Origin of the sequence: Klebsiella sp. P1CD1 (assembly GCF_003790505.1) — a bacterium.
Lineage (GTDB): Bacteria > Pseudomonadota > Gammaproteobacteria > Enterobacterales > Enterobacteriaceae > Klebsiella > Klebsiella variicola.
The window spans coordinates 1,876,886-1,897,480 of record NZ_CP033631.1; the positions used below are offsets into that span (position 1 = coordinate 1,876,886).

General features: G+C 63.4%; 20 protein-coding genes and 1 other annotated feature. Of the genes, 5 read left to right on the top strand and 15 right to left on the bottom strand.

The window, feature by feature from the left end:
- Positions 1-15: 15 nt before the first annotated feature.
- Together hisG and hisL are read right to left on the bottom strand one after the other, a co-directional pair.
- The gene (gene hisG, locus DTA24_RS09440; RefSeq protein ID WP_002912152.1) at positions 16-915 is read right to left on the bottom strand and encodes an ATP phosphoribosyltransferase; all 900 of its coding nucleotides are present in this window, start codon (positions 913-915) and stop codon (positions 16-18) included.
- A 47-nt stretch (positions 916-962) separates the two neighbouring features.
- Positions 963-1,085, bottom strand: a sequence feature (His leader region).
- Positions 1,061-1,111, bottom strand: coding sequence for a his operon leader peptide (hisL, locus tag DTA24_RS09445; protein WP_004899375.1), 51 nt, complete (start codon positions 1,109-1,111; stop codon positions 1,061-1,063). (Overlaps the previous feature by 25 nt.)
- A 176-nt stretch (positions 1,112-1,287) precedes the next feature.
- Between hisL and DTA24_RS09450 the strand changes: the two genes are divergently transcribed.
- From DTA24_RS09450 to plaP, 4 genes are all read left to right on the top strand, one after another.
- Complete coding sequence (locus DTA24_RS09450; RefSeq protein WP_008804116.1) at positions 1,288-2,112, top strand: SDR family oxidoreductase; 825 nt, start codon at positions 1,288-1,290, stop codon at positions 2,110-2,112.
- A gap of 38 nt (positions 2,113-2,150) precedes the next feature.
- Entirely contained in the window at positions 2,151-3,041 is an 891-nt protein-coding gene (locus tag DTA24_RS09455) for a LysR family transcriptional regulator (RefSeq protein ID WP_117121819.1), read from the top strand.
- Positions 3,042-3,278: 237 nt separating this feature from the next.
- Positions 3,279-3,341, top strand: a complete 63-nt coding sequence (yoeI, locus tag DTA24_RS29070) for a membrane protein YoeI (RefSeq protein WP_096335043.1) — start codon at positions 3,279-3,281, stop codon at positions 3,339-3,341.
- A complete protein-coding gene (plaP, locus tag DTA24_RS09465; protein ID WP_004148994.1) occupies positions 3,331-4,689 on the top strand; it encodes a putrescine/proton symporter PlaP in 1,359 nt (452 codons plus the stop codon). Before yoeI ends, plaP begins: the two co-directional genes overlap by 11 nt.
- A 1,577-nt stretch (positions 4,690-6,266) precedes the next feature.
- Here the strand turns inward: plaP and DTA24_RS09485 are convergent.
- The 4 genes from DTA24_RS09485 to nifL form a co-directional block, all read right to left on the bottom strand.
- Positions 6,267-6,782, bottom strand: a complete 516-nt coding sequence (locus tag DTA24_RS09485) for a nitrogen fixation protein NifQ (RefSeq protein ID WP_012967606.1) — start codon at positions 6,780-6,782, stop codon at positions 6,267-6,269.
- Entirely contained in the window at positions 6,782-8,188 is a 1,407-nt protein-coding gene (gene nifB / locus DTA24_RS09490) for a nitrogenase cofactor biosynthesis protein NifB (protein WP_012967607.1), read from the bottom strand. The genes DTA24_RS09485 and nifB overlap by 1 nt, the downstream gene beginning before the upstream one ends.
- 164 nt (positions 8,189-8,352) lie before the next feature.
- Complete coding sequence (nifA, locus tag DTA24_RS09495) at positions 8,353-9,927, bottom strand: nif-specific transcriptional activator NifA (protein ID WP_117121807.1); 1,575 nt, start codon at positions 9,925-9,927, stop codon at positions 8,353-8,355.
- Entirely contained in the window at positions 9,924-11,408 is a 1,485-nt protein-coding gene (nifL, locus tag DTA24_RS09500; RefSeq protein ID WP_025714614.1) for a nitrogen fixation negative regulator NifL, read from the bottom strand. Before nifL ends, nifA begins: the two co-directional genes overlap by 4 nt.
- Before the next feature lie 319 nt (positions 11,409-11,727).
- On the opposite strand from nifL, the gene DTA24_RS09505 reads away from it, so the two are divergent.
- A complete protein-coding gene (locus DTA24_RS09505; RefSeq protein WP_008804122.1) occupies positions 11,728-12,258 on the top strand; it encodes a flavodoxin in 531 nt (176 codons plus the stop codon).
- Between the two features lie 22 nt (positions 12,259-12,280).
- Here the strand turns inward: DTA24_RS09505 and nifM are convergent, their stop codons facing one another.
- The 9 genes from nifM to nifE form a co-directional block, all read right to left on the bottom strand.
- The gene (gene nifM / locus DTA24_RS09510) at positions 12,281-13,081 is read right to left on the bottom strand and encodes a nitrogen fixation protein NifM (RefSeq protein ID WP_101837109.1); all 801 of its coding nucleotides are present in this window, start codon (positions 13,079-13,081) and stop codon (positions 12,281-12,283) included.
- A complete protein-coding gene (locus DTA24_RS09515; protein ID WP_012541106.1) occupies positions 13,081-13,524 on the bottom strand; it encodes a nitrogen fixation protein NifZ in 444 nt (147 codons plus the stop codon). The genes nifM and DTA24_RS09515 overlap by 1 nt, the downstream gene beginning before the upstream one ends.
- Positions 13,521-13,778 (bottom strand): nitrogenase-stabilizing/protective protein NifW, encoded by a 258-nt coding sequence (locus tag DTA24_RS09520; RefSeq protein ID WP_008804125.1) that lies wholly within the window; start codon positions 13,776-13,778, stop codon positions 13,521-13,523. The genes DTA24_RS09515 and DTA24_RS09520 overlap by 4 nt, the downstream gene beginning before the upstream one ends.
- A gap of 2 nt (positions 13,779-13,780) precedes the next feature.
- A complete protein-coding gene (nifV, locus tag DTA24_RS09525) occupies positions 13,781-14,923 on the bottom strand; it encodes a homocitrate synthase (protein WP_032733504.1) in 1,143 nt (380 codons plus the stop codon).
- 15 nt (positions 14,924-14,938) lie between these two features.
- Positions 14,939-16,141 (bottom strand): cysteine desulfurase NifS, encoded by a 1,203-nt coding sequence (gene nifS, locus DTA24_RS09530; RefSeq protein WP_023297938.1) that lies wholly within the window; start codon positions 16,139-16,141, stop codon positions 14,939-14,941.
- Positions 16,142-16,156: 15 nt separating this feature from the next.
- A complete protein-coding gene (gene nifU / locus DTA24_RS09535) occupies positions 16,157-16,996 on the bottom strand; it encodes a Fe-S cluster assembly protein NifU (RefSeq protein ID WP_016161450.1) in 840 nt (279 codons plus the stop codon).
- A gap of 194 nt (positions 16,997-17,190) precedes the next feature.
- Positions 17,191-17,661, bottom strand: coding sequence for a NifB/NifX family molybdenum-iron cluster-binding protein (locus DTA24_RS09540; RefSeq protein WP_008804129.1), 471 nt, complete (start codon positions 17,659-17,661; stop codon positions 17,191-17,193).
- Positions 17,648-19,033 carry a nitrogenase iron-molybdenum cofactor biosynthesis protein NifN gene (gene nifN / locus DTA24_RS09545; protein WP_008804130.1) on the bottom strand — a complete coding sequence of 462 codons (1,386 nt, stop codon included), beginning with the start codon at positions 19,031-19,033 and terminating at the stop codon, positions 17,648-17,650. Before nifN ends, DTA24_RS09540 begins: the two co-directional genes overlap by 14 nt.
- A gap of 9 nt (positions 19,034-19,042) precedes the next feature.
- Entirely contained in the window at positions 19,043-20,416 is a 1,374-nt protein-coding gene (nifE, locus tag DTA24_RS09550) for a nitrogenase iron-molybdenum cofactor biosynthesis protein NifE (protein ID WP_012967613.1), read from the bottom strand.
- Positions 20,417-20,595: the final 179 nt, after the last annotated feature.

The window sequence follows — 20,595 nt, forward strand, 5'->3', positions numbered from 1 at the left end:
TGACCGGCTGGCCGATTACTCCATCATCTTCTCAATCGGCAGCACCAGAATGGAGCTGGCGCCCAGCGCTTTCAGTTTTTCCATGGTCTCCCAGAACAGGGTTTCGCTGCTGACCATGTGCATCGCCACGCGCTGCTTGTCGCCTGCCAGCGGCAGAATAGTCGGACGCTCGGCGCCCGGCAGCAGGGCAACCACTTCTTCCAGGCGTTCGGTCGGAGCGTGCATCATGATGTATTTCGACTCGCGGGCCTGGATCACGCCCTGAATACGGGTCAGCAGGCGGTCAATCAGCTGCTGTTTGGCGTCGGCCATCTCGCCGTCGCGCTGGATCAGGCAGGCTTTGGAGCGGTAGATCACTTCCACTTCGCGCAGACCGTTGGCTTCCAGGGTGGCGCCGGTGGAGACGAGGTCGCAGATGGCGTCGGCGAGGCCGGCGCGCGGCGCCACTTCCACGGAGCCGTTCAGCAGACAGGATTTAAAGGAGATACCTTTTTGATCGAGGTAGCGCTTCAGCAGGTGTGGGTAAGAGGTGGCGATGCGTTTGCCGTCCAGCGCCGCCGGGCCGTTCCAGGCTTCATCCACCGGGGTCGCCAGCGACAGGCGGCAGCCGCCGAAGTCGAGACGGCGCAGGGTGAAGTAGCGCGGGTCTTCGCCCTGAGCGCGGCGGCTGAGCAGCTCTTCTTCCAGTACGTTTTCGCCAATAATGCCGAGGTCGACAACACCGTCCATCACCAGGCCCGGGATATCGTCATCACGCACGCGCAGAATGTCGATTGGCATATTTTCCGCCAGCGCAATCAGACGCTGGGTGTGCAAATTGACTTTAATGCCGCAGCGGCTGAGTAATTCGCGTGAATCTTCGCTTAAACGGCCTGATTTCTGAATAGCTATGCGTAAACGGGTGTTGTCTAACATTGTTCTTTTCCTCTGAATACCTGTCTGAATCTGTCCGAATTTGGTCCAAAAAAAAGCCCCCGGAAGTGAATCTTCCGGGGGCTCTCTGCGCGTTCATGCACCACTGGAAGATCCAAATGTCTTCCAGCACACATCGCCTGAAAGACTAGTCAGGATGATGGTGATGATGGTGGTGTTTAAATTGAACGCGGTTCATAAAAATTCTCTGTGAATGACTATGCATTTGATGTCCTTTAACCTAAACCACTTCCGCCGCAGAAAGCAAGGGCTTTTTTCTATCATTAATTCATTTCACATTGAGCGAAGAAATTGTCAGTTGCCGCAGGCTGGCGTAGCCTGTAATCAGCACAGCGAAAGAGTCAGGAGCCTGGGATGAAAAAGGTCGCGATAGTCGGTTTGGGATGGCTGGGGATGCCGCTGGCGCTGTCATTGATGGCGCGAGGCTGGCAGGTCACCGGCAGTAAAACCACGCAGGATGGCGTGGAGGCGGCGCGGATGTGCGGGATTGACAGCTATCCGCTGCGCCTGGAGCCGCAGCTGGTCTGTGATACCGAGGACCTCGACGCGCTGATGAACGTCGATGCGCTGGTGATCACGCTGCCGGCCCGGCGTACCGGGGCGGGAGAGGGGTTTTATCTGCAGGCGGTGCAGGAGATTGTCGATACCGCGCTGGCGCACCATATTCCGCGGATCGTCTTCACCAGTTCCACCTCGGTGTATGGCAACGTCAATGGCACGGTGAAAGAGAACTCCCCGCGTCTGCCGCAAACCGCCAGCGGGCAGGTGCTCAAGGAGCTGGAGGACTGGCTGCACAACCTGCCGGGAACCTCGGTGGATATTCTGCGTCTGGCCGGGCTGGTGGGGCCTTCCCGTCATCCGGGACGTTTTTTTGCCGGCAAGTCGGCGCCGGATGGCCAGCACGTGGTCAATCTGGTGCATTTGCAGGATGTGGTGGCCGCTATCGAACTGCTGTTGCAGGCCCCGAAGGGCGGGCACATCTATAATCTATGTGCGCCCCGCCATCCGGCGCGCGGCCTTTTTTATCCGCAGATGGCCCGTGAGCTGGGGCTGCCGCCGCCGGTGTTCAGCGACAGCCCGGACGGCGGTCAGGGCAAGATTGTGGATGGCAATCGTATCTGCAATGAGCTGGGGTTTGAGTACCAGTACCCCGATCCGCTGGTGATGCCGATGGAGTGATCTACCAGCGGTGATTCGCATACCGTAAGGGGGTAGCGATGAAACCACTGCTGGATGTCCTCGTGATCCTCGACGCGCTGGAAAAAGAGGGGAGCTTTGCCGCCGCGTCGGCAAAGCTCTTTAAAACGCCCTCGGCGCTGAGCTACACCATTCACCGGCTGGAAAGCGATCTCAATATTCAGCTGCTTGACCGCAGCGGCCACCGCGCGCGCTTTACCCCCACCGGACAAATGCTGCTGGAGAAAGGGCGGGAGGTGCTGCATATCGCTCGCGAACTGGAGATCCGGGCGGTCAAGCTGCAGCTGGGGTGGGAGCACACCCTCCGCCTGACGGTGGACTGCACTTTTCCCGTGGCGCAGCTTTCGCCGCTGATTGCCGCATTTTATCAACAACAGCCGCTGACCCGGCTGCACTTCACGCAGAACCCCTCGCTGCTGGACTGGCGGCCGCTGACTGACGGGCAGGCCGATCTGCTGCTGGGCGCCCTCGGCGAGCCGCCGCCGCTGAGCGGCTATGACTATCTCCCCCTCGGCGAGCTGGAGCTGCTGCTGGTGGTTTCCCCGCAGCATCCGCTGGCGCGACACCGCGCTCCGCTGAGCTGGCGGACCCTGCGCCGTTACCGGGCGGTGGCCACCGTCGAGGGCGGGGCGCTGCTCAGCGATCAGGAGACCCTGACGGTGTGTGACGCCGCGGGGCAGCTGGCGCTGCTGCGCATGGGACTGGGCTGGGGCTGTCTGCCGCGTTACCAGGTGCAGGGGCTGCTGGAGAGCGGCGAGCTCATCAGCATGGCGGTTCGCGGGCTGTCGCCCCGCCAGCATGCCTGGATCGCCTGGAATGACGCCACCTGCGGTTTGGCCAGCAAATGGTGGCGGGAAACGCTATTAGCAAATAGTGCTATTTTTACAATTTATCATACGGAAATCGTATAGATATTAGCACGTTAAAAAATACGCTTACGCAATGAACTTCATAACATCTTGTCAACGCCGTTGAATTTGTTGCAAAATATGCGGCCTGAAAACCAGAGACTAGCCGACGCTTTTTTTAAAAGTGTCGGTTATTTTTTTGGTCGAAAGACACATCATTCAATACCAAGAGGCCGGGCTTCGTACCGGATAGATATTTACTAAAAACCGACAGTCGTTGTCGCTGAGGAATAGAAAGAAATGGGGCAATTTTTTGCTTACGCGCTGGCGTTCACCGTAAAAGGGGATAACTATGTCGCATAACGCTACTCCAAATACCTCTCGCGTGGAATTACGTAAAACGCTTACGTTAGTTCCGGTTGTAATGATGGGCCTGGCCTATATGCAGCCGATGACGCTGTTCGATACGTTTGGTATCGTCTCTGGTATGACCGACGGTCACGTGCCGACGGCCTACGCCTTTGCGTTAATCGCCATTCTGTTTACTGCCCTGAGCTATGGCAAGCTGGTACGTCGTTACCCTTCTGCCGGCTCGGCGTATACCTATGCGCAGAAATCCATCAGCCCGACCGTCGGCTTTATGGTGGGTTGGTCCTCGCTGCTCGACTACCTGTTCGCGCCGATGATCAACATTCTGCTGGCGAAAATCTATTTTGAAGCGCTGGTGCCTTCGATTCCGTCGTGGGTGTTTGTTATCGCGCTGGTCGCCTTTATGACCGCCTTTAACCTGCGCAGTATTAAATCCGTCGCCAACTTCAACACCGTGATCGTGGTGCTGCAGGTGGTGCTGATTGCCGTTATTCTCGGCATGGTGATTTATGGCGTGTTTGAAGGCGAAGGCGCCGGTACGCTGGCCAGCAGCCGTCCGTTCTGGTCCGGTGACGCGCACGTGATCCCGATGATTACCGGGGCGACGATCCTGTGCTTCTCGTTTACCGGCTTCGACGGCATCAGCAACCTGTCTGAAGAGACCAAAGATGCAGAGCGCGTCATCCCGCGGGCGATTTTCCTGACCGCGCTGATTGGCGGCCTGATCTTTATCTTTGCCACCTACTTCCTGCAGCTGTACTTCCCGGACATCTCGCGCTTTAAAGATCCGGATGCGTCACAGCCGGAAATTATGCTCTACGTAGCAGGTAAAGCCTTCCAGGTTGGCGCGCTGATCTTCTCCACCATCACCGTGCTGGCTTCCGGTATGGCGGCGCACGCTGGCGTGGCGCGTCTGATGTACGTGATGGGCCGCGACGGCGTGTTCCCGAAAAGCTTCTTCGGCTACGTTCACCCGACCTGGCGCACCCCGGCGATGAACATCATCCTGGTCGGCGCTATTGCGCTGCTGGCGATTAACTTCGACCTGGTGATGGCGACGGCGCTGATTAACTTTGGTGCGCTGGTGGCGTTTACCTTCGTTAACCTGTCGGTGATTTCGCAGTTCTGGATCCGTGAGAAACGCAACAAGACGCTGAAAGACCACTTCCAGTATCTGTTCCTGCCGATGTGCGGCGCCCTGACCGTTGGCGCGCTGTGGGTCAACCTGGAAGAGAGCTCGATGATTCTGGGCCTGATCTGGGCCGGTATCGGTCTGGTCTATCTGGCTTGCGTGACCAAAAGCTTCCGCAACCCGGTGCCGCAGTACGAAGATGTGGCCTAAGGCATAGCGTGATGTAAATGAGAAAAGCCGGAGGGAAACCTCCGGCTTTTTTTTCGTTTGGCCCGGTGCGATACCTTTTGCCCGGCGGCGCTGCGCTTGCGCGGGCCTACGGTGATGGTTAACCTTCTGAAATTTAATGGTTATGTAGGCCGGGTCAGGCGCAGCCGCCACCCGGCAATATGTTGGGCACGGAAACGACGACCGGACGGTTCCCTCTCCCTCCGGGAGAGGGTTAGGGTGAGGGGAAGCATTGCAGTGTGGTTGTTTATGTTATCAGTGGCTTCAGCGTAGTTTGCGCTCCCGATTAGTTTTCTGCGTGATGTCTCTTATGGTGCTGGGAGCGCACAGGGGGCGGCCAGCCGCCGCCGCCCCCTGTACCCCCGGGTTCCGGCCAGCAAAATCGCCACTTCGTGGTACCTTCGACTTTTCCCTGCAGGCTTCGGGTCGGGCCGAGGCAGCGTCCGTGCAAAACACGGCCCTCAGCCCGCATCCATGCGGGCTGCCCCGGCCTTCCGGGAACGTCTCAGCGATTTTGAGGCCGCCAGCACCGGCAGTTTCAGTGGCCCCTGATCCAGTGGTGATTTGGGGTTGTAGGCCGGGTCAGGCGCAGCCGCCACCCGGCAATATGTTGGGCACGGAAACGACGACCGGACGGTTCCCTCTCCCTCCGGGAGAGGGTTAGGGTGAGGGGAAGCACCATCGTGCGATCCTTTATGTTATTAGTGGCTTCAGCGCACATTGCGCTCCCGGTTAGTTTTCTGCGTGATGTCTCTCATGGCGCTGGGAGCGCACAGGGGGCGGCCAGTCGCCGCCGCCCCCTGTACCCCCGGGCTCCGGCCAGCAAAATCGCCACTTCGTGGTACCTTCGACTTTTCCCTGCAGGCTTCGGGTCGGGCCGAGGCAGCGTCCGTGCAAAACACGGCCCTCAGCCCGCATCCATGCGGGCTGCCCCGGCCTTACGGGAACGTCTCAGCGATTTTGAGGCCGCCAGCACCGGCAGTTTCAGTGGCCCCTGATCCAGTGGTGATTTGGGGTTGTAGGCCGGGTCAGGCGCCGCCGCCACCCGGCAATATGTTGGGCACGGAAACGACGACCGGACGGTTCCCTCTCCCTCCGGGAGAGGGTTAGGGGGAGGGGAAGCACTGCAGTGTGGTTGTTTATGTTATCTGTGGCTTCAGCGTAGTTTGCGCTCCCGGTTAGTCTTCTGCGTTATGTCTCTTATGGTGCTGGGAGCGCACAGGGGGCGGCCAGTCGCCGCCGCCCCCTGTACCCCCGGGCTCCGGCCAGCAAAATCGCCACTTCGTGGTACCTTCGACTTTTCCCTGCAGGCTTCGGGTCGGGCCGAGGCAGCGTCCCTGCAAAACACGGCCCTCAGCCCGCATCCATGCGGGCTGCCCCGGCCTTACGGGAACGTCTCAGCGATTTTGAGGCCGCCAGCACCGGCAGTTTCAGTGGCTCCTGATCCAGTGGTGATTTGGGGTTGTAGGCCGGGTAAGCGAAGCGCCACCCGGCAGAAACCCGCGTAAAGCGCTAAAACGCGAGTGTGGTTGGGTCAGCCGCAGGGGGCTGCGGCTTGTTTATAGCGGTGGCGGTTCGAAGCAGAGGCTGCGCTCCAGGCACTCGTCGCAGCTCGGCGATCGGCAGACAATCTCCCCCTGCGACTGCAGGCAGCGCTGGCGGTAAAAGAACTTTTTCCAGCGCATATGGTGGACGTTCTGCACCACCAGCTGTGGAAAGCAGTCGCTCATCAGTCGGCCCAGTTCCGCCCGCGAATCGAGTCCCAGATCCTCCCACAGATGGTTAAACGCCAGCGCTACCTCGGCGACGATCTGCGCCATCGGTTCGGCCCCCGGCGCCATCCACTCCGTCAGCCACTGCCCCAGCTGCCGACGCTCTTCGTCGCGGGTGGCATTCAGCTCGGTCATCAGCCGACGGCGGCTCAGCGTCGCGCTGTCCAGCGGCGTCGCCACCTCGCCCAGCCGCTGCTGCAGCGACCGCCATGCCGCGGGCGTCAGCCCCATCCGCAGCGGAAAGCAGCCTTTTCCGGCGTGATACAATCGCCACATGCGGGTCAACCAGTCGACCGGCGCCATCAGGCGACCCCCTGACGCAGGCGCGATGCCGCCAGGCTCTGGCGCCGCCGCTGCCACCAGGCAGGCAGCACCTCGGCGACCGAATGCCACGCGCCGTCCACCTGCGGCTCAATGCCCTGCAATTCCAGTTGCTGCCATGGCGTATGGCCGATACGCACGCAGAACACCGCTTTCACGTCGGCGAGCAGCGCCAGCAGCGCCGCCAGTCTGGCCTCGTTCTCCTGTGGCTCACACTCCTCTTCGCCGCGGCAATATTTCGGTGTAAAGCGCTCGCCCACCAGCACCATACCGGCGGCCGACAGGCTGTAGATCGAGAAGCGGTCGGCATGGCCAAAATGACAGTCAATGACCTCGCCGTGGCGGGAGGCCACGGCCACCAGACAGGCGTCATCCGCGTCCGACTCCCCCTGCGTGGCGAGGCTGGCATGAAGTTCGGCGCGCTGGTGGAGGATGGGCAGCCAGTCGGGGAGGCTGTCCGGGTCCGGCAGCCGGGTGAACTGCTGGCTGCGATCTTCGCCCAGCATGCCGATGGCGTCGGCACGGCACTGGTGGCAGTGGGTCATCTGCGGCATCACCTCCCCGCACTGGCTGCGGATCGCGGCGAGCATCCCGGCGTCCGGCTCCGGCTGGCCGTTGAGACCAAAAACCGTGCCGTGCTCCGGTCTGGCAATCAGCGGCATAATATTGTGAATAAACGCGCCGCTTTCCCGCAAACGACGGCCGACCTCGGCCATGCCGCCGTCGTTGATCCCCGGGATCAGCACCGAGTTTATCTTGACCAGCACCCCCGCGGCGGTCAGCCTGCGGACCCCTTCAAGCTGGCGGGCAATCAGGATCTCCCCGGCTTCCCGGCCGCGGTAGCGTTCGCCGTCGAGCCACAGCCAGGCATAGATTTGCCCGGCGATATCGGCATCCAGGGTATTGATGGTCACCGTGACGTGATCCACGCCGACCTCCAGCAGGCGATCGACCGCGTCGGGCAGCATCAGCCCGTTGGTTGACAGGCATAATTTGAGGTCCGGAAGCTGGTCGCGGACCAGCTCCAGGGTGCGGAAGGTGCGGGTCATATTGGCCAGCGGATCGCCGGGCCCGGCTATGCCGACCACCGACAGCTGCGGGATGGCCTGGGCCACCTGGCGCACTTTCAACACCGCCTGCTCGGGGGTCAGCAGCGTCGATGACACCCCGGGACGGGACTCATTGCTGCAGTCGAATTTACGGTTGCAGTAGTTGCACTGCAGATTGCAGGCCGGGGCGACCGGAAGATGCATTCGGGCGAAACGGTGATGCCCGCTGCGGGAGTAGCAGGGGTGCGCGGCGACCTTGTCGGCCACCCGCGGCGCTAACGCGCTGGCGTCCGCCGACTGACAGGCGTTACCGCCGGAAAAAGAAGAGCAGGAAGTCATGGTCGTACCTTCATGGTTGGGCGATACCTTCCTGCTGCAAACGACGTACCAGTGACGAATTTTTTATCTGGCTGAAAAATAAAGCGTTATCCCGCATCCCTGCGGCTCAACATTGTCGCGTTCCTGCCGCACTGACGACAATGTCCTGAACCTGACACCGCGGCCTACAGACGCGGCAGGGTGATATCCATGATCTGGATCCGGTAAGCGACCTGGCGCGGCGTCATCCCCAGCAGCCGTGCCGCCTTGGCCTGCACCCAGCCGGCTTTTTCCAGCGCGGCGATCAGTCGCTGACGTTCGTCCAGGCTGTTGTCCAGCCAGCTGTCTTCCGCTGGCCCGCTGGCAGGCAGGGCTTTGGCGGGACGATCCTGGTGAGTGAAGAGGATCACGTCGCGATCGATCAGGCCACTCTCCGACATCACCGCCGATCGTTCGAGGCAGTTCTCCAGTTCGCGAACGTTACCCGGCCAGCTGTACTCCATCAGCAGGCGGATCGCGCCCTCGCTGATCCGCAGCGTGCGCCCCTGATGCTGGCCGATTTTGCGCACCAGGAAGTGCGCCAGCTCGGCGATGTCCTCCTGACGCTCGCGCAGCGGGGGCAGCGCGATGGGCATCACGTTCAGACGATAATAGAGATCCTCGCGGAAATGGCCCAGCCGGACCTCCTCCTCCAGGTGACGGTTGGTGGCGGCGATGATGCGGACATTCACCCGCAGGGTCTCATCGCCGCCGACCCGCTCCATCTCCCCCTCCTGGAGGATACGCAGCAGCTTGGCCTGGAACGAGGCGCTGCTTTCACCAATCTCATCGAGGAACAGGGTGCCGCCATCCGCCAGCTCAAAACGTCCTTTACGCTGACGCACCGCCCCGGTAAAGGCGCCTTTCTCATGGCCGAACAGTTCGCTTTCCAGCAGGGTGTCCGGCAGCGCCGCGCAGTTAAATTTGACGAAGGCGGCGCCAGCCCGTGGCGAATGGTGATGGATGGCGTTGGCGATCAGCTCTTTCCCGGTGCCGCTTTCGCCGCGTACCAGCACGGTGGTGTCCCAGCGCGAGACCTGACGGATCACCTCCACGATCTGGCGCATCGCCGGGCTCTTGCCGACCATATTGTCAAGGCCCACGCCGCGCGACGACGAGCAGGCCGGCGGCCGTTCCACCTTCGGCGGCTGGCGGCTCGACAGGGCGGGTGAGGCCGGAAGGATCATCAGCCGGATGGTCTGGGCGACGAGGTTGGCGACGGTTTCGAGAAAACGGGTGCAGGCCGGCAGCCGCTCTTCCTGGCGCGCCATCGGCTGGGCCGCCAGCACCCCTATTGGCCGGGCGTTGGGCCCCATCAACGGTACGGCGATAAACGGCAGATCGTAATCGTAGAGGCTCAGGCGGTCGAGAAAACGCTGATCGTCGGCGACCCGGGGCAGCACCAGCGACTGCCCCTGGGCCAGCACGGTCCCCACCAGTCCCTCGCCGGGGCGATAGCGGATCTGCGTGCTGCCGGGGAGGGGCTGCTGGCCGGTTTGCTGCAGCGCTTCGATACTGAGGATCTCCTGCTCGCTGTCGTACAGGCAGATCATCCCGTGCTGCATAAAGGCATCGTTGTGCAATACGCTGAGCACCTCCTGCAACGTTTTGCTGGCCTCGGTGGCCCGGCTCAGCACCACGCTTATCCGCTGCATGGCGGTGAACTGCTGAGAGAGGTCGAAGCGTCTGACGGAGGTGTCCGGGTCGGATTCAGGGATCATGCTTCACCTCCGGTCAGGGTGTTAAACAGCGGGAAACGCAGGGTCAGGCAGGTGCCGCCCTGCGGTCGGGAAGCCAGCTCAATGGCCCCGCGATGATGCGCCACCAGGGTCTGGATCAGCCGCAGCTCCATGCCTTTGCCCGGCGAGTTCAGCGCGTCGGGGGAGTGGGCGTAGCGCACCTGCAGCAGCGGTACGTTGTCAGTCAGGTACAGCGACAGCCAGCCGTCGTTCTCCTCGGCGTAGAGCTGCATCGCCAGCGGCACGGAGGGCAATTCGGCGGCGAGGGCCAGGGTGCGGTCGAGCCACAGGCTTAAGCACGCCAGCAGCGGGGTGCGCTGGCCAAAGCCGATCAGATGCGGTGAGGCCATGTCGACCTGCAGCCCGTCGGGATCGAAGCGGGTACGGTAGAGGGCGCACAGATCGTCGAAAAAGGGCTGCAGCGGCCAGACGGCGGGGTTTTCGAGTTCCAGCGATGGGCGACAGCGCTGGAGCCGCGCCATCGCCTCTTCCCCTTCACGCCAGGCGGCCTCCAGCGCCACATTCCCGCTTCCCTCGCCGTTCAGCCGACGGGCTGCCGCCAGCATATTAATCGGGCAGTTCAGCTGGATCAGCGCGGCGTCCAGCGACTCGCGGATCGCCGCCAGCAGCTTGCCGGCGGTCATTTGCTGCTTCAGCCGGTCAAGGCGTCCTTGCTCCTGCTGCTGACGCTGCTGGGTACAGTCGGCGATCACCACCAGGGTCCGCGCCAGCGCGCTGTCGATAAAGTAGCGGCTGGCCTCTTCGCTGACGCCGGGCAACGGCCAGCAGGTTACCGACAGCCAGCGCGCGGCCCCGCGCAGCGCCACCGGCAGGATCGCCTCCACGCCGGGCGTCATCCGGCCAGGGGAGACCTGCAGCTCGGTGAGCAGCTCCCGGCCGCCGCAGTCAGCGCAGAAGGTTTTGTAGGCGAGGTTGTCCATCACCACCCGATCCTGCTCGTCCACCACTACCACGGCGGCGGGGATATTATTCAGCACCGCCTCCATCAGGGTCATATGGTTGCGCAGCCGCTGCTCGAGGGTGTAGCTGACGCTGATATCCCGCTGCATCGCCAGATAATGCTCCAGTTCCCCTTGCGGGCTAAGCACCGGGGTGATGTCAATCTCCACCAGGTACAGGCCGCCGTCCCGACGCTGATTAATCAGCTGGCCGCGCCAGGGCTGACGCTGGAGCAGGGTATGCCACATCTCCTGATAGATCTCGCGCGGCGTCTGGCTGCTGGCCAGCAGGCGTGGGTTCTGGTTTAACAATTGCGCCAGCGAATAGCCGGTCTGGCGGCAAAACGCCGGGTTGGCGTAAATGATCCTGGCGCTGGCATCGGTGAGGGAGATGGCCACCGAGGCCTGTTCCACCATGGTAAAAAACAGCCCCGGATGTTGTTGAGTCAGCGCGCCGGCGATGGCCTCCGGCGCGGCGTTATCGAGCATCATATTCAGGGTCATCGCAAACTCCTGTGTCGCAGTTATGACAAATTGTCCGACACCGTGCGCAAAACGCGGCGGGGTAAGCCGAACCCGGATAACCATGCAAAGTGTGCGCCCTTATCGGAACGACCACGCGAAACATTGATCCGACAGGGGGAAAATTCACGGATTTTTACCTTTCGCCCCGCCGGGTGCGCCTTTGGCGCGCGGCATCGTGATGCGAAGCGATCCTGATGGGGCAGGGATGGGCCGTCGCGGTGCAGGGCAACCTGGCACAGCCTTCGCAATACCTCTGTCGTCATTCCTTTTTTCAACACCATTCCGACAGGAGCGTACTATGGCGAACATTGGCATTTTCTTTGGTACCGATACCGGTAAAACCCGCAAGATCGCGAAAATGATCCACAAGCAGCTGGGGGAGGCCGCCGCCGCCCCGGTCAATATTAACCGCGCCACGCTGGCGGACCTGCTGGCCTACCCGGCCCTGCTGTTGGGGACGCCGACGCTGGGCGACGGCCAGCTGCCGGGCCTCGAGGCCGGGGGCGAGAGCGAGTCGTGGGCCGAGTTTATCCGCAACCTCGGCGACGTCAGCCTGCAGGGGAAAACGGTGGCGCTGTTTGGCCTCGGCGATCAGCGTGGCTATCCGGATAACTTCGCCAGCGGGCTGCGGCCGCTGTACGACGCCCTGCGTGCCCGCGGGGCGACGATGATCGGCAGCTGGCCGAACGAGGGGTATGAGTTCAGCGCCTCATCGGCGCTGGAGGGGGATCGCTTTGTCGGACTGGTGCTGGATCAGGATAACCAGTTCGACGAGACCGACGCGCGGCTGGCGACCTGGCTTGAGGAGATTAAACCGCATCTGCTGTAGGCGATGGCGGGTAGCCTGTCGGCTACCCGCACAGCCCCGGCTGGCGCGCTAACATCTCGGCCAGCCACTGGCGCTGGTGGCGGCGCTGGCTCTGTTGACTGAGGTAATCGCGGGCGCTTTCCAGCGCCTGCTCAGGCGTCATCGGCGCGGCAGGGCGAATGGCCTCACACCAGATCAGATGCCAGCCGAGCTCACTGGCCACCGGCGCGCTCAGCGCATTTTCCACCAGCGCAAACAGCGCCTCCTCCAGCTGCGGATAGAGCAGCCCCCGGCCGATCCACCCCAGCCGCCCGCCGTCCAGCGCGCTCGGGCAGTGGGAGTGTCGCTGGGCCAGCGGCGCAAACGCCTCGCGAGAGGCTTCGATTTGCCCATGAAGCTCCCGTATGCGCGAGTAAACCGCCTGGTCGTCGCCATCGACGGTGAGCAGCAGATGGCGGGTCAGGCGCTGTTCCGGGCGCATAAACTGCGCCTGATGCCGCAGATACCAGGCCTGCACCGCGGCGGGATCCGGCCGCGGCGCCTGGCTGGCAATCCCGGCGAAGGCGGTTTCCAGCCGGGCGTGGTGCAGGACGATCGCCGCCCGCTCCGCTGGCGTAAATCCTCCCTCATCCAGCCAGGCGCCCAGCGAAGTGGCGAGGCCCTCCAGCAGCGCGGCGGGGATCGCCTCCGGCGCAATTTGGGCGACGATGAGCTGCTCCATCTGGGCCTGGCGCTGCCAGGCCGTCTCGAAGGCCTGCCGGTCGACCGCGTCGATGGCCGCCGGCTCGCAGTTCCAGCGGCTCTGCGCCAGCCGCTGCCGGCCAAATCGTTGCCATGGCTCCATTATTCTTCCTCCTCTGCCAGCGCCAGCGCGCTTACCGGGACCTGGAACCAGCGGCCGCCGAAGTCGACGATATAGCCGTCGCCATGCTCGCCCCGGTCGGTGGCTTCGATGCGCCCCAACTGACCTACGCTGACCACCATCTCGCCCTGCATCGCCAGCGCCGTCTGACAGATTACGCTATCGCCATACTGCAGATTGCCGGCCAGCCAGGGCCGATCGCCGGCAATCAGCTCCTGTTCGCGACAGCCGACCACCCGGTCGCAGTCCGGGAAGTGGATCTGGTAGATGATCTGGTCCTGCAAGAATACTCCCCAGTCGCGGACATAGCCGATGCTGCCCCGGCGCACCAGCAGGGCGCCGGACGGCAGGCCCGCATAGGTGCCATCGTTACGGATGGCGCGCACGACGCGGACCGCTTCGCTAAAGGTAAATCGGGGTCTCATGGCGTGTTCTCCTCGAACTGTTGCTGATAACTCTCCGCCAGCAGTCGGCGCGCCAGCAGCCAGTGCGCGCGCGGGTTATCCTCCAGCTGGTTGAGCAGAGGCACTTCCGCCTTCAGCTTGCGGTGAAAGGTGGCCAGCACCGGCAGGCTGCAGTGCGCCAGGCGCTCGGGCTGGTAGGGAACGGCGAAAAACTGAAAGAACGCATCGGCGGAGCGCAGGTCGCCCACGCCGGGGATCTGATAAAACCACTCCATACTCACCCCCTGGCCTGCAGCGTTTCGGCGCCGCAGAGCGCGTGGTAGATTGCCGCCAGCTCATCATCCCGCGGGCTGCGTTTGCCGTTTTCGGCAAAGCGACGGAGCGCTGGCAGCAGCTGGTCAATTTGCGCTGATGTCAGGTGATAACCCATCCGATCGAAGACGCCGTTAACCGCCTGGCGACCGGAGTGTTTGCCCAGCACCAGCCGATAGCCGCGGCCCAGCAGGGCGGGGTCGATCGCCTGATAGCTCTCGCTGTCGCGCAGCAGCGCCGCAACATGTACGCCGGATTCGTGGGTAAAGACCAGCTCGCCCACCAGCGGCTGCTGGGGGTCCACCGGGCGGCGGGTGGCGAGGGCCACCTGTTCGCACAGCGCCGGCAGGGCGGTGAAACGCACGCCGGTCTTGACCTCCAGGCAGCGCTCTAGTCCGAGCGCCACGGTCTCCAGCGCCGCGTTGCCCGCGCGTTCGCCCAGGCCCAGCACGGTGGTGTTCACGCTGGTGGCCCCGGCGCGCACCGCCGCCAGGGTGTTGGCGGTAGCCAGGCCCAGATCGTTATGGGCGTGCATCTCGAGTTCGCCGGGCCAGACGCGGCGCAGGGCGGCGATCTGCGCCGCGGTGGTGAACGGGTCGAGGATACCGACGGTATCGGCATAGCGCAGACGGGTGGCTCCCGCCTCCCGGGCCAGGCGGGCAATGTCCTGCAGCGTCGCATCGCTGGCTCGCGAGGCGTCCTCACAGCCAATGCAGACCTTCAGGCCAAGGGTGTGGGCGAGGTGGATCAGGGCCGCCAGCCGCTCCAGCAGCAGCGGTAAGCCTTCGCGCAGTTTGTACTGCCGCAGCTTGTCGGAGGCGGGGATGGAGATATCCACCCAGTCCATGCCCAGGTCGGCGCTCTGGCGAATTTCTCCCGCCTGCATCCGGCACCAGGTCATCAGCGTGGCGCCCGGGAGCTGTCGGCGCACCTGCCGGATACGGGCGCACTCCTCCTCGCCCATCGCCGGGGTGCCGACCTCCATGGCCTCGATCCCCGCCGCGTACAGCGCCTCGGCGATGGCGATCTTTTCGCTGGCCTGAAAGGCCACGCCGGGACTCTGTTCACCATCGCGCAGGGTAGTGTCGTTAATCAGTACGCGTCCCATCATTGTCTCCCCGCCTTAGCCGTAGACCGGCGTGAAGGCGCCATCCTGCAGGTGCGGCTGACCCTGTCGCCAGTAGGGCGACAGGGCGCGCAGCCGGTCGATAACCGACGGCAGGGTGGCGATGACGTAGTCGATCTCTTTTTCCCGGGTATAGCGTGAGAGGGAGAAGCGGATGGTGCCGTGGGCCGCAGTGTAGGGGATATTCATTGCCCGCATGACGTGCGACGGCTCCAGCGAGCCGGAGGTGCAGGCGCTGCCGCTGGAGGCGGCGATCCCGGCCTGATTCATCAGCAGCAGGATTGCCTCGCCCTCGATACACTCGAAGGCCAGATTGAGAGTGCCGGGCACCCGCGGCTGGCTGCCGCCCATCACCGTCACCGCCGGGATAGTGGCCTGGAGATGTTGTTCAAGACGATCGCGCAGTTGGCTAATCTGCGCCATGCCCGGCAGATGAACCTGCGCCAGCTCGCTGGCGGCGCCCATTCCGACAATGCCGCTGATATTTTCCGTACCGGCCCGCCGGCCATGCGCCTGGTGGCCACCGCGCAGCAGCGGGCGAAAACGCGTTCCCCGCCGCAGCCAGAGGCAGCCCACCCCTTTGGGACCGTGGAATTTATGCGCCGAGCAGGAGAGCATATCGATCCGCGTCTGGCTGAGCGCCATCGGGATTTTGCCCACCACCTGCACCGCGTCGCAGTGAAACAGCGCGCCCTGCTCATGAGCCAGCTCCGCCAGTTCGGGCACCGGGAACATGACGCCTGTTTCGTTATTGGCCCACATGATGCTGACCAGCGCCACGCGCGGGCTAAGCGCCGCCCGAAATTGCGCCATATCCAGGGCGCCCTGCTGATCCACGGCGATACGGTGGATCAGGTATCCCTGGCGCTCCAGCTGCTCGCACACCGCCAGAGTGGCGGGATGTTCGACCGCGCTGGTGATGATCTCGCGCCGCTCCGGCATCAGGGCCACCGCCGAGGCGATAGCGGTGGTGGTGGCCTCGGTGGCGCAGGAGGTAAAGATGATCTCGCTGGGGTAGTCGGCCCCGAGCAGGGCGGCCACCTGCTGGTGCGCCCGTTCAAGGGCCGCCTGCGCCGGCAGACCAAAATCGTGTATCGACGAAGGGTTGCCGTAAAAGTCGGTTAAAAAGGGCATCATCGCGTCGAGAACCATCGGGTCGAGACGGGTGGTGGCGTTGTTATCGAGATAAACAGGTTTCATCGTATCCCCCTTGGGTTAGTTAACCGCGGCCGGGGCCGCCACCACGTCCATGTAAGTTCCGGTACGCTCCATCAGCTTTTGCTGCAGCCAGGCGAGGGTCATGTCGGTCATCATGCAGCCGCTGCAGCTGCCGGAGAGGCTGACGGTCACCTGACGCGGGGTGACGTTGAGCAACGTCATGTCGCCGCCGTCGGCCTGAATGTGCGGGCGCAGTTCGTTGATGGTATCGACCACGCTTTGCCAGTGCGCATCGTGGGTCGTCTCCGCTGGCAGGGGGGCTGGCGGCTGTTGGGCGAGGATCGCCGCCAGCGCCAGCTCAATTTTTTCATGGCAGGCGGTGCAGCCGCCGCCGGCTTTGGTGTAGTTGATCACTTCCTCGAGGGTGGTCAGGCCATTGTTCACCACGGCCCGGCGAATATGCCCTTCGTCGACGCCGAAGCATTTACAGATCAGCTTGCCCTCCTCATGCTCCTCCTCAAGGCTTTCGCCGCGAAAATGGGCGATGGCCGCACGCAGCGCTTCCTGGCCCATCACCGAGCAGTGCATTTTTTCCGGCGGCAGACCGTCGAGGTAGTCGGCGATCTGCTGGTTGGTGATCTGCCCGGCTTCGGTCAGGGTGTGGCCGATAATCAGCTCCGTCAGCGCGGAAGAGGAGGCGATGGCGCTGCCGCAGCCGAAGGTCTGGAAGCCCGCCTCCTCGATGATCTCGGTCTGCGGATCAACCCGCAGCATCAGGCGCAGCGCATCGCCGCAGCTTAATGAACCCACATCGCCCACCGCGTTGGCGTTGTCGACCACGCGCGCGTTGCGGGGATGAAAAAAATGGTCTTTCACTTTCTCGGAGTAGTTCCACATGCTGTCAGCTCCAGGGATGATGACGAAAACGCCGGGGCGCGGTACACCGCAGACTGGCGGTGGTACTGACCCCCAAGCAATTGCGATACCAACGCATAAAAACCTTATTTGTTAATGACCTGGCGGGTTAATCGCCCCCGACAGGGCCGACACTGTTGTGGCGTTTTGTGGGCTTTGTCACATAAACGACAGGATCAGGGGAGCGGGTCGGGTTCCTCCCGCCACGCCGGCTCCTCCAGCAGGCGGTTAAAGCGCTGCGGATCGCGTTGCCGCGCGCTGCGGCGCTGCGCTTTTTCATACCAGGAGAGTTGGATCTCCTGCAGCAAGCCGAGGATGGTGGTCTGGTCTGGGACACGTTCGGCGCGGACGCCCACCTGCAGCAGCTGGCGAAAAACCGCCTCGCCAATCGCCACGCAGAACAGGGTGACGCAATCCTCAAGGGCATGGATGCGCTCGGCTATCTTCTCGGTCTGGTGACCGCTGGCGACCGGGAACTCCACCACCCGCAGCAGGGTGACCCGGTCGGCTTTGACGCCGTAGACCACCAGCCGCGGCGTGGCGCCGAAATGCTGATCGACGTGGCGGTAATCGGAGCTGGCGAAGGCGACTTTCATCGACCACTCGTCGGCGTGGACCATATCAAACTGACGGTTAATGGGCGGCATAAGCGTCTCCTGAAGCCGGCTGGGGGTCGGCGCCCTGGCGAAGCGGCGAGCGGTAGAGGGCGGTGTGGTGATGGCGGTCGCGCAGCAGATTGGCCAGCTCAAACAGCGTATCTCGCATGCCGGCGTACCCCTGGCGGACCCGACGAAACTCACCGAGCCGGTCGAAGAGGGGAAAACCGACGCGGATCAGCGGCAGGGCAAACTGCTCCGCCAGATCGCGGGCGTGAGAGTTAGCCACCAGCAGATCGGCGGGTTGGTGGCTCAGCAGCTGCTGCAGATCCTCAAGATCCCCCGGCACGACTTGCTCGACCGGCAGCTGGCGCAGGCTGGGGTGGCTGGTGGGGGCGACCAGCGGGCCGGGCTGCATCCCCTGGCTGCGGGCGAAATCACACCACGCCGCCAGCAGGTCGCCCTCCGCCGCCATCGCCATGCGCTGGCCCTGAAGCCACATATGGCAGTCGATCATCGCATCCTGCAGCTGGCCGCGCTGGCGCTCAATCCAGGCCGGTACGCGGCGTCCGGACATCTTCGCCAGCTGATGGATAAAGGTATCGCAATGGTCGAGGGTCATCAGATGCGGCAGGGCGATCACGTCGCCGCGGCTGCGTTGGGTCAGGAGCGATGCCGCCCGCTGGAGCGACACGCCAATGGCGAAGCTGCCCAGACTCTGGCCCATCTGGGCAATCTGGCGCAGCGAGGCGCCGCCCTGGGTCAGGGGCGTAAAATCCCCTTCACCGAGGTGGCCATCCATTGACTGTGAGAGGTCCGGCAGGATCACCGGCTGCAGGCCAAAGGCCTCCACGCAGCGGCCCAGCCATTCGATATCCCCTGGCGAACAGAGGTGGCTGACCAGCAGGTTGACCCGCCGGGGCCGCTGCCCCGGACGCGGCGTCGGCGCGACCCACTGCTCGATCACGCTCTCGATCACCGCGCTGTAGCCGTTTTCCATAGAGCCAAAAAAATCCGGGGTATTGACGGTGAGGATCGCCACGCCGTTATGGCGCGGATGCGCCTCACGAAACTGGCGCACCACCCGGGCGATATCGCTGCCCTGCGCTTCCGCCAGACCGGTGCTGAGCAGCACGATGGCCTGCGGGCTGTGGCGCTGGCAGAGGGTGTCGAGCGCGGTGAAGATATTGCCGTCGGCCCCCATGATCGTGGCGGTCGGATCCATGGCCGTCGACTGCAGCGGCACCGGGTCATGGAAATGCTGAATAAAGAAAACTTTGGCGAAGGCGCTGCAGCCCTGGGCGCCGTGGACCAGCGGGATGGCCTGGGCCAGCCCGAGGCTGGCGAGGATCGCCCCGAGCGGTTGCCCGGTTTTAATCGGGCTCACCGCCAGCGGTTTTTCACTGCGGATAATGTCTGCCATGGTGTTCTCCTAGCGCCACGGGGCGCGGGTATGCGTTTGCGGCCAGACGGGACTGGCGAGGGTCAGACAGAGCTGGCGGGCGAGGGTGATGATGCCCTGATAGCCGGCGTAGGCGTGCTCGCGCTCCTGATTGATATCGAGAAACGGCAGCCGGGCTTTCCAGGCGGTGTACATATTGCGTCCGCCGGCGATCATCAGGTCGGCCTGATAGCGGTACACCACGTCGAGCAGGGTGCGGGCATTGCCCTCCTCAAGCATCACCGCCTCGTCGCCCATCAGCTCACGGATCCGCTGTTTGTCCTCCTCGGTGGATTTCCGCGTGCCGGTGGCCACCACGGTCATGCCGAGATCCTGCAGGGCCGAGACCACCGACCAGGATTTCACGCCGCCGGTATAGAGCAGCACTTTGCGCCCGCGGAGCTGCTCGCGCCACGGCGCCAGCGCCTGCTCCGCCGCCTGCTCTTCGCGGGCGATCAGCGCCTCGGTGCGGCGGCACAGGTCGTCATCCCCCAGCAGCGTCGCCAGCTGGCGCAAGGCGTCGGAGGTGGCGCGGATCCCGTAGAAGCTGCCTTCAAACCACGGCGTGCCGTAGCGCAGCTCCAGCCCCCGGGCGACGTTGATCAGCGCGCGCGAGCACACCAGCATATTGGCCTGCGCCCGGTGCAGGGTCTGGATCTCGGCAAAGCGGCCGTCGCCGGAGAGGCTGCCGAGGACGCGGATCCCCAGCTCATCCAGCAGCGGCTGGACCTGCCAGAACTCGCCGGCGATATTGAATTCGCCAATCAGGCCGATATCGTGGCGCTGGGCCGGGGCAAAGGGCGTGTTGTCTGGCCACGGGGCCGGTTCGCGCTGGCCAATCACCTGCCTGAGCATCACGTCGCCCGCCATTCGGTTGCCAAGATTTTTACTGCCGTAGAAACCGGCGGCGTCAATGGCGATGACCGGGACGCCGGTGGCGGTCTGTGCGGCCTGGCAGACGGCCTCCAGGTCATCCCCCTCCATCGCCGGTACGCAGGTGTTGTAGATAAAGACCGCCGCCGGATGATAGCGGTCGACGATGTGACGGACGGCGTGGAACAGGCGGCGTTCGCCGCGGCCCATAATCACATCCTGTTCGTTGAGATCGGTGGTAAAGCCGAGCCGGTTGAGGGCCGGGCCGGCGCTGACGCTGCCGCGGTTATCCCACGAGCTGCCCGCGCAGCCGATGGGGCCGTGCACCAGGTGCGCGACGTCGGCGATGGGCAGGAGCGTTATCTGCGCGCCGTCGAAGGCGCAGCCGCCGGCGGTAGCGCCGGGCTTAGGAGCGCTGCAGCCGGATTTTTGCTTCTGGTTGTGCTCGCAGGCGGGTTCGTCCAGCAGTGCCAGAATTTCCTTTCCCTTCATAGTGACCTCGTTGACGGTGGGAGACCGGAGAAGTGATGCAATTCGCGCTCCAGGGAGAGGGAGATTGATTTTTAAGGGAAAAGGGTTGTGGGTTTTGCGACAAAGGCAACAATCAAACAGGGGGAAGGCATGATTTATCGCGCTGATAACTGGATTTACCGCGACAGTATTGCCGCATA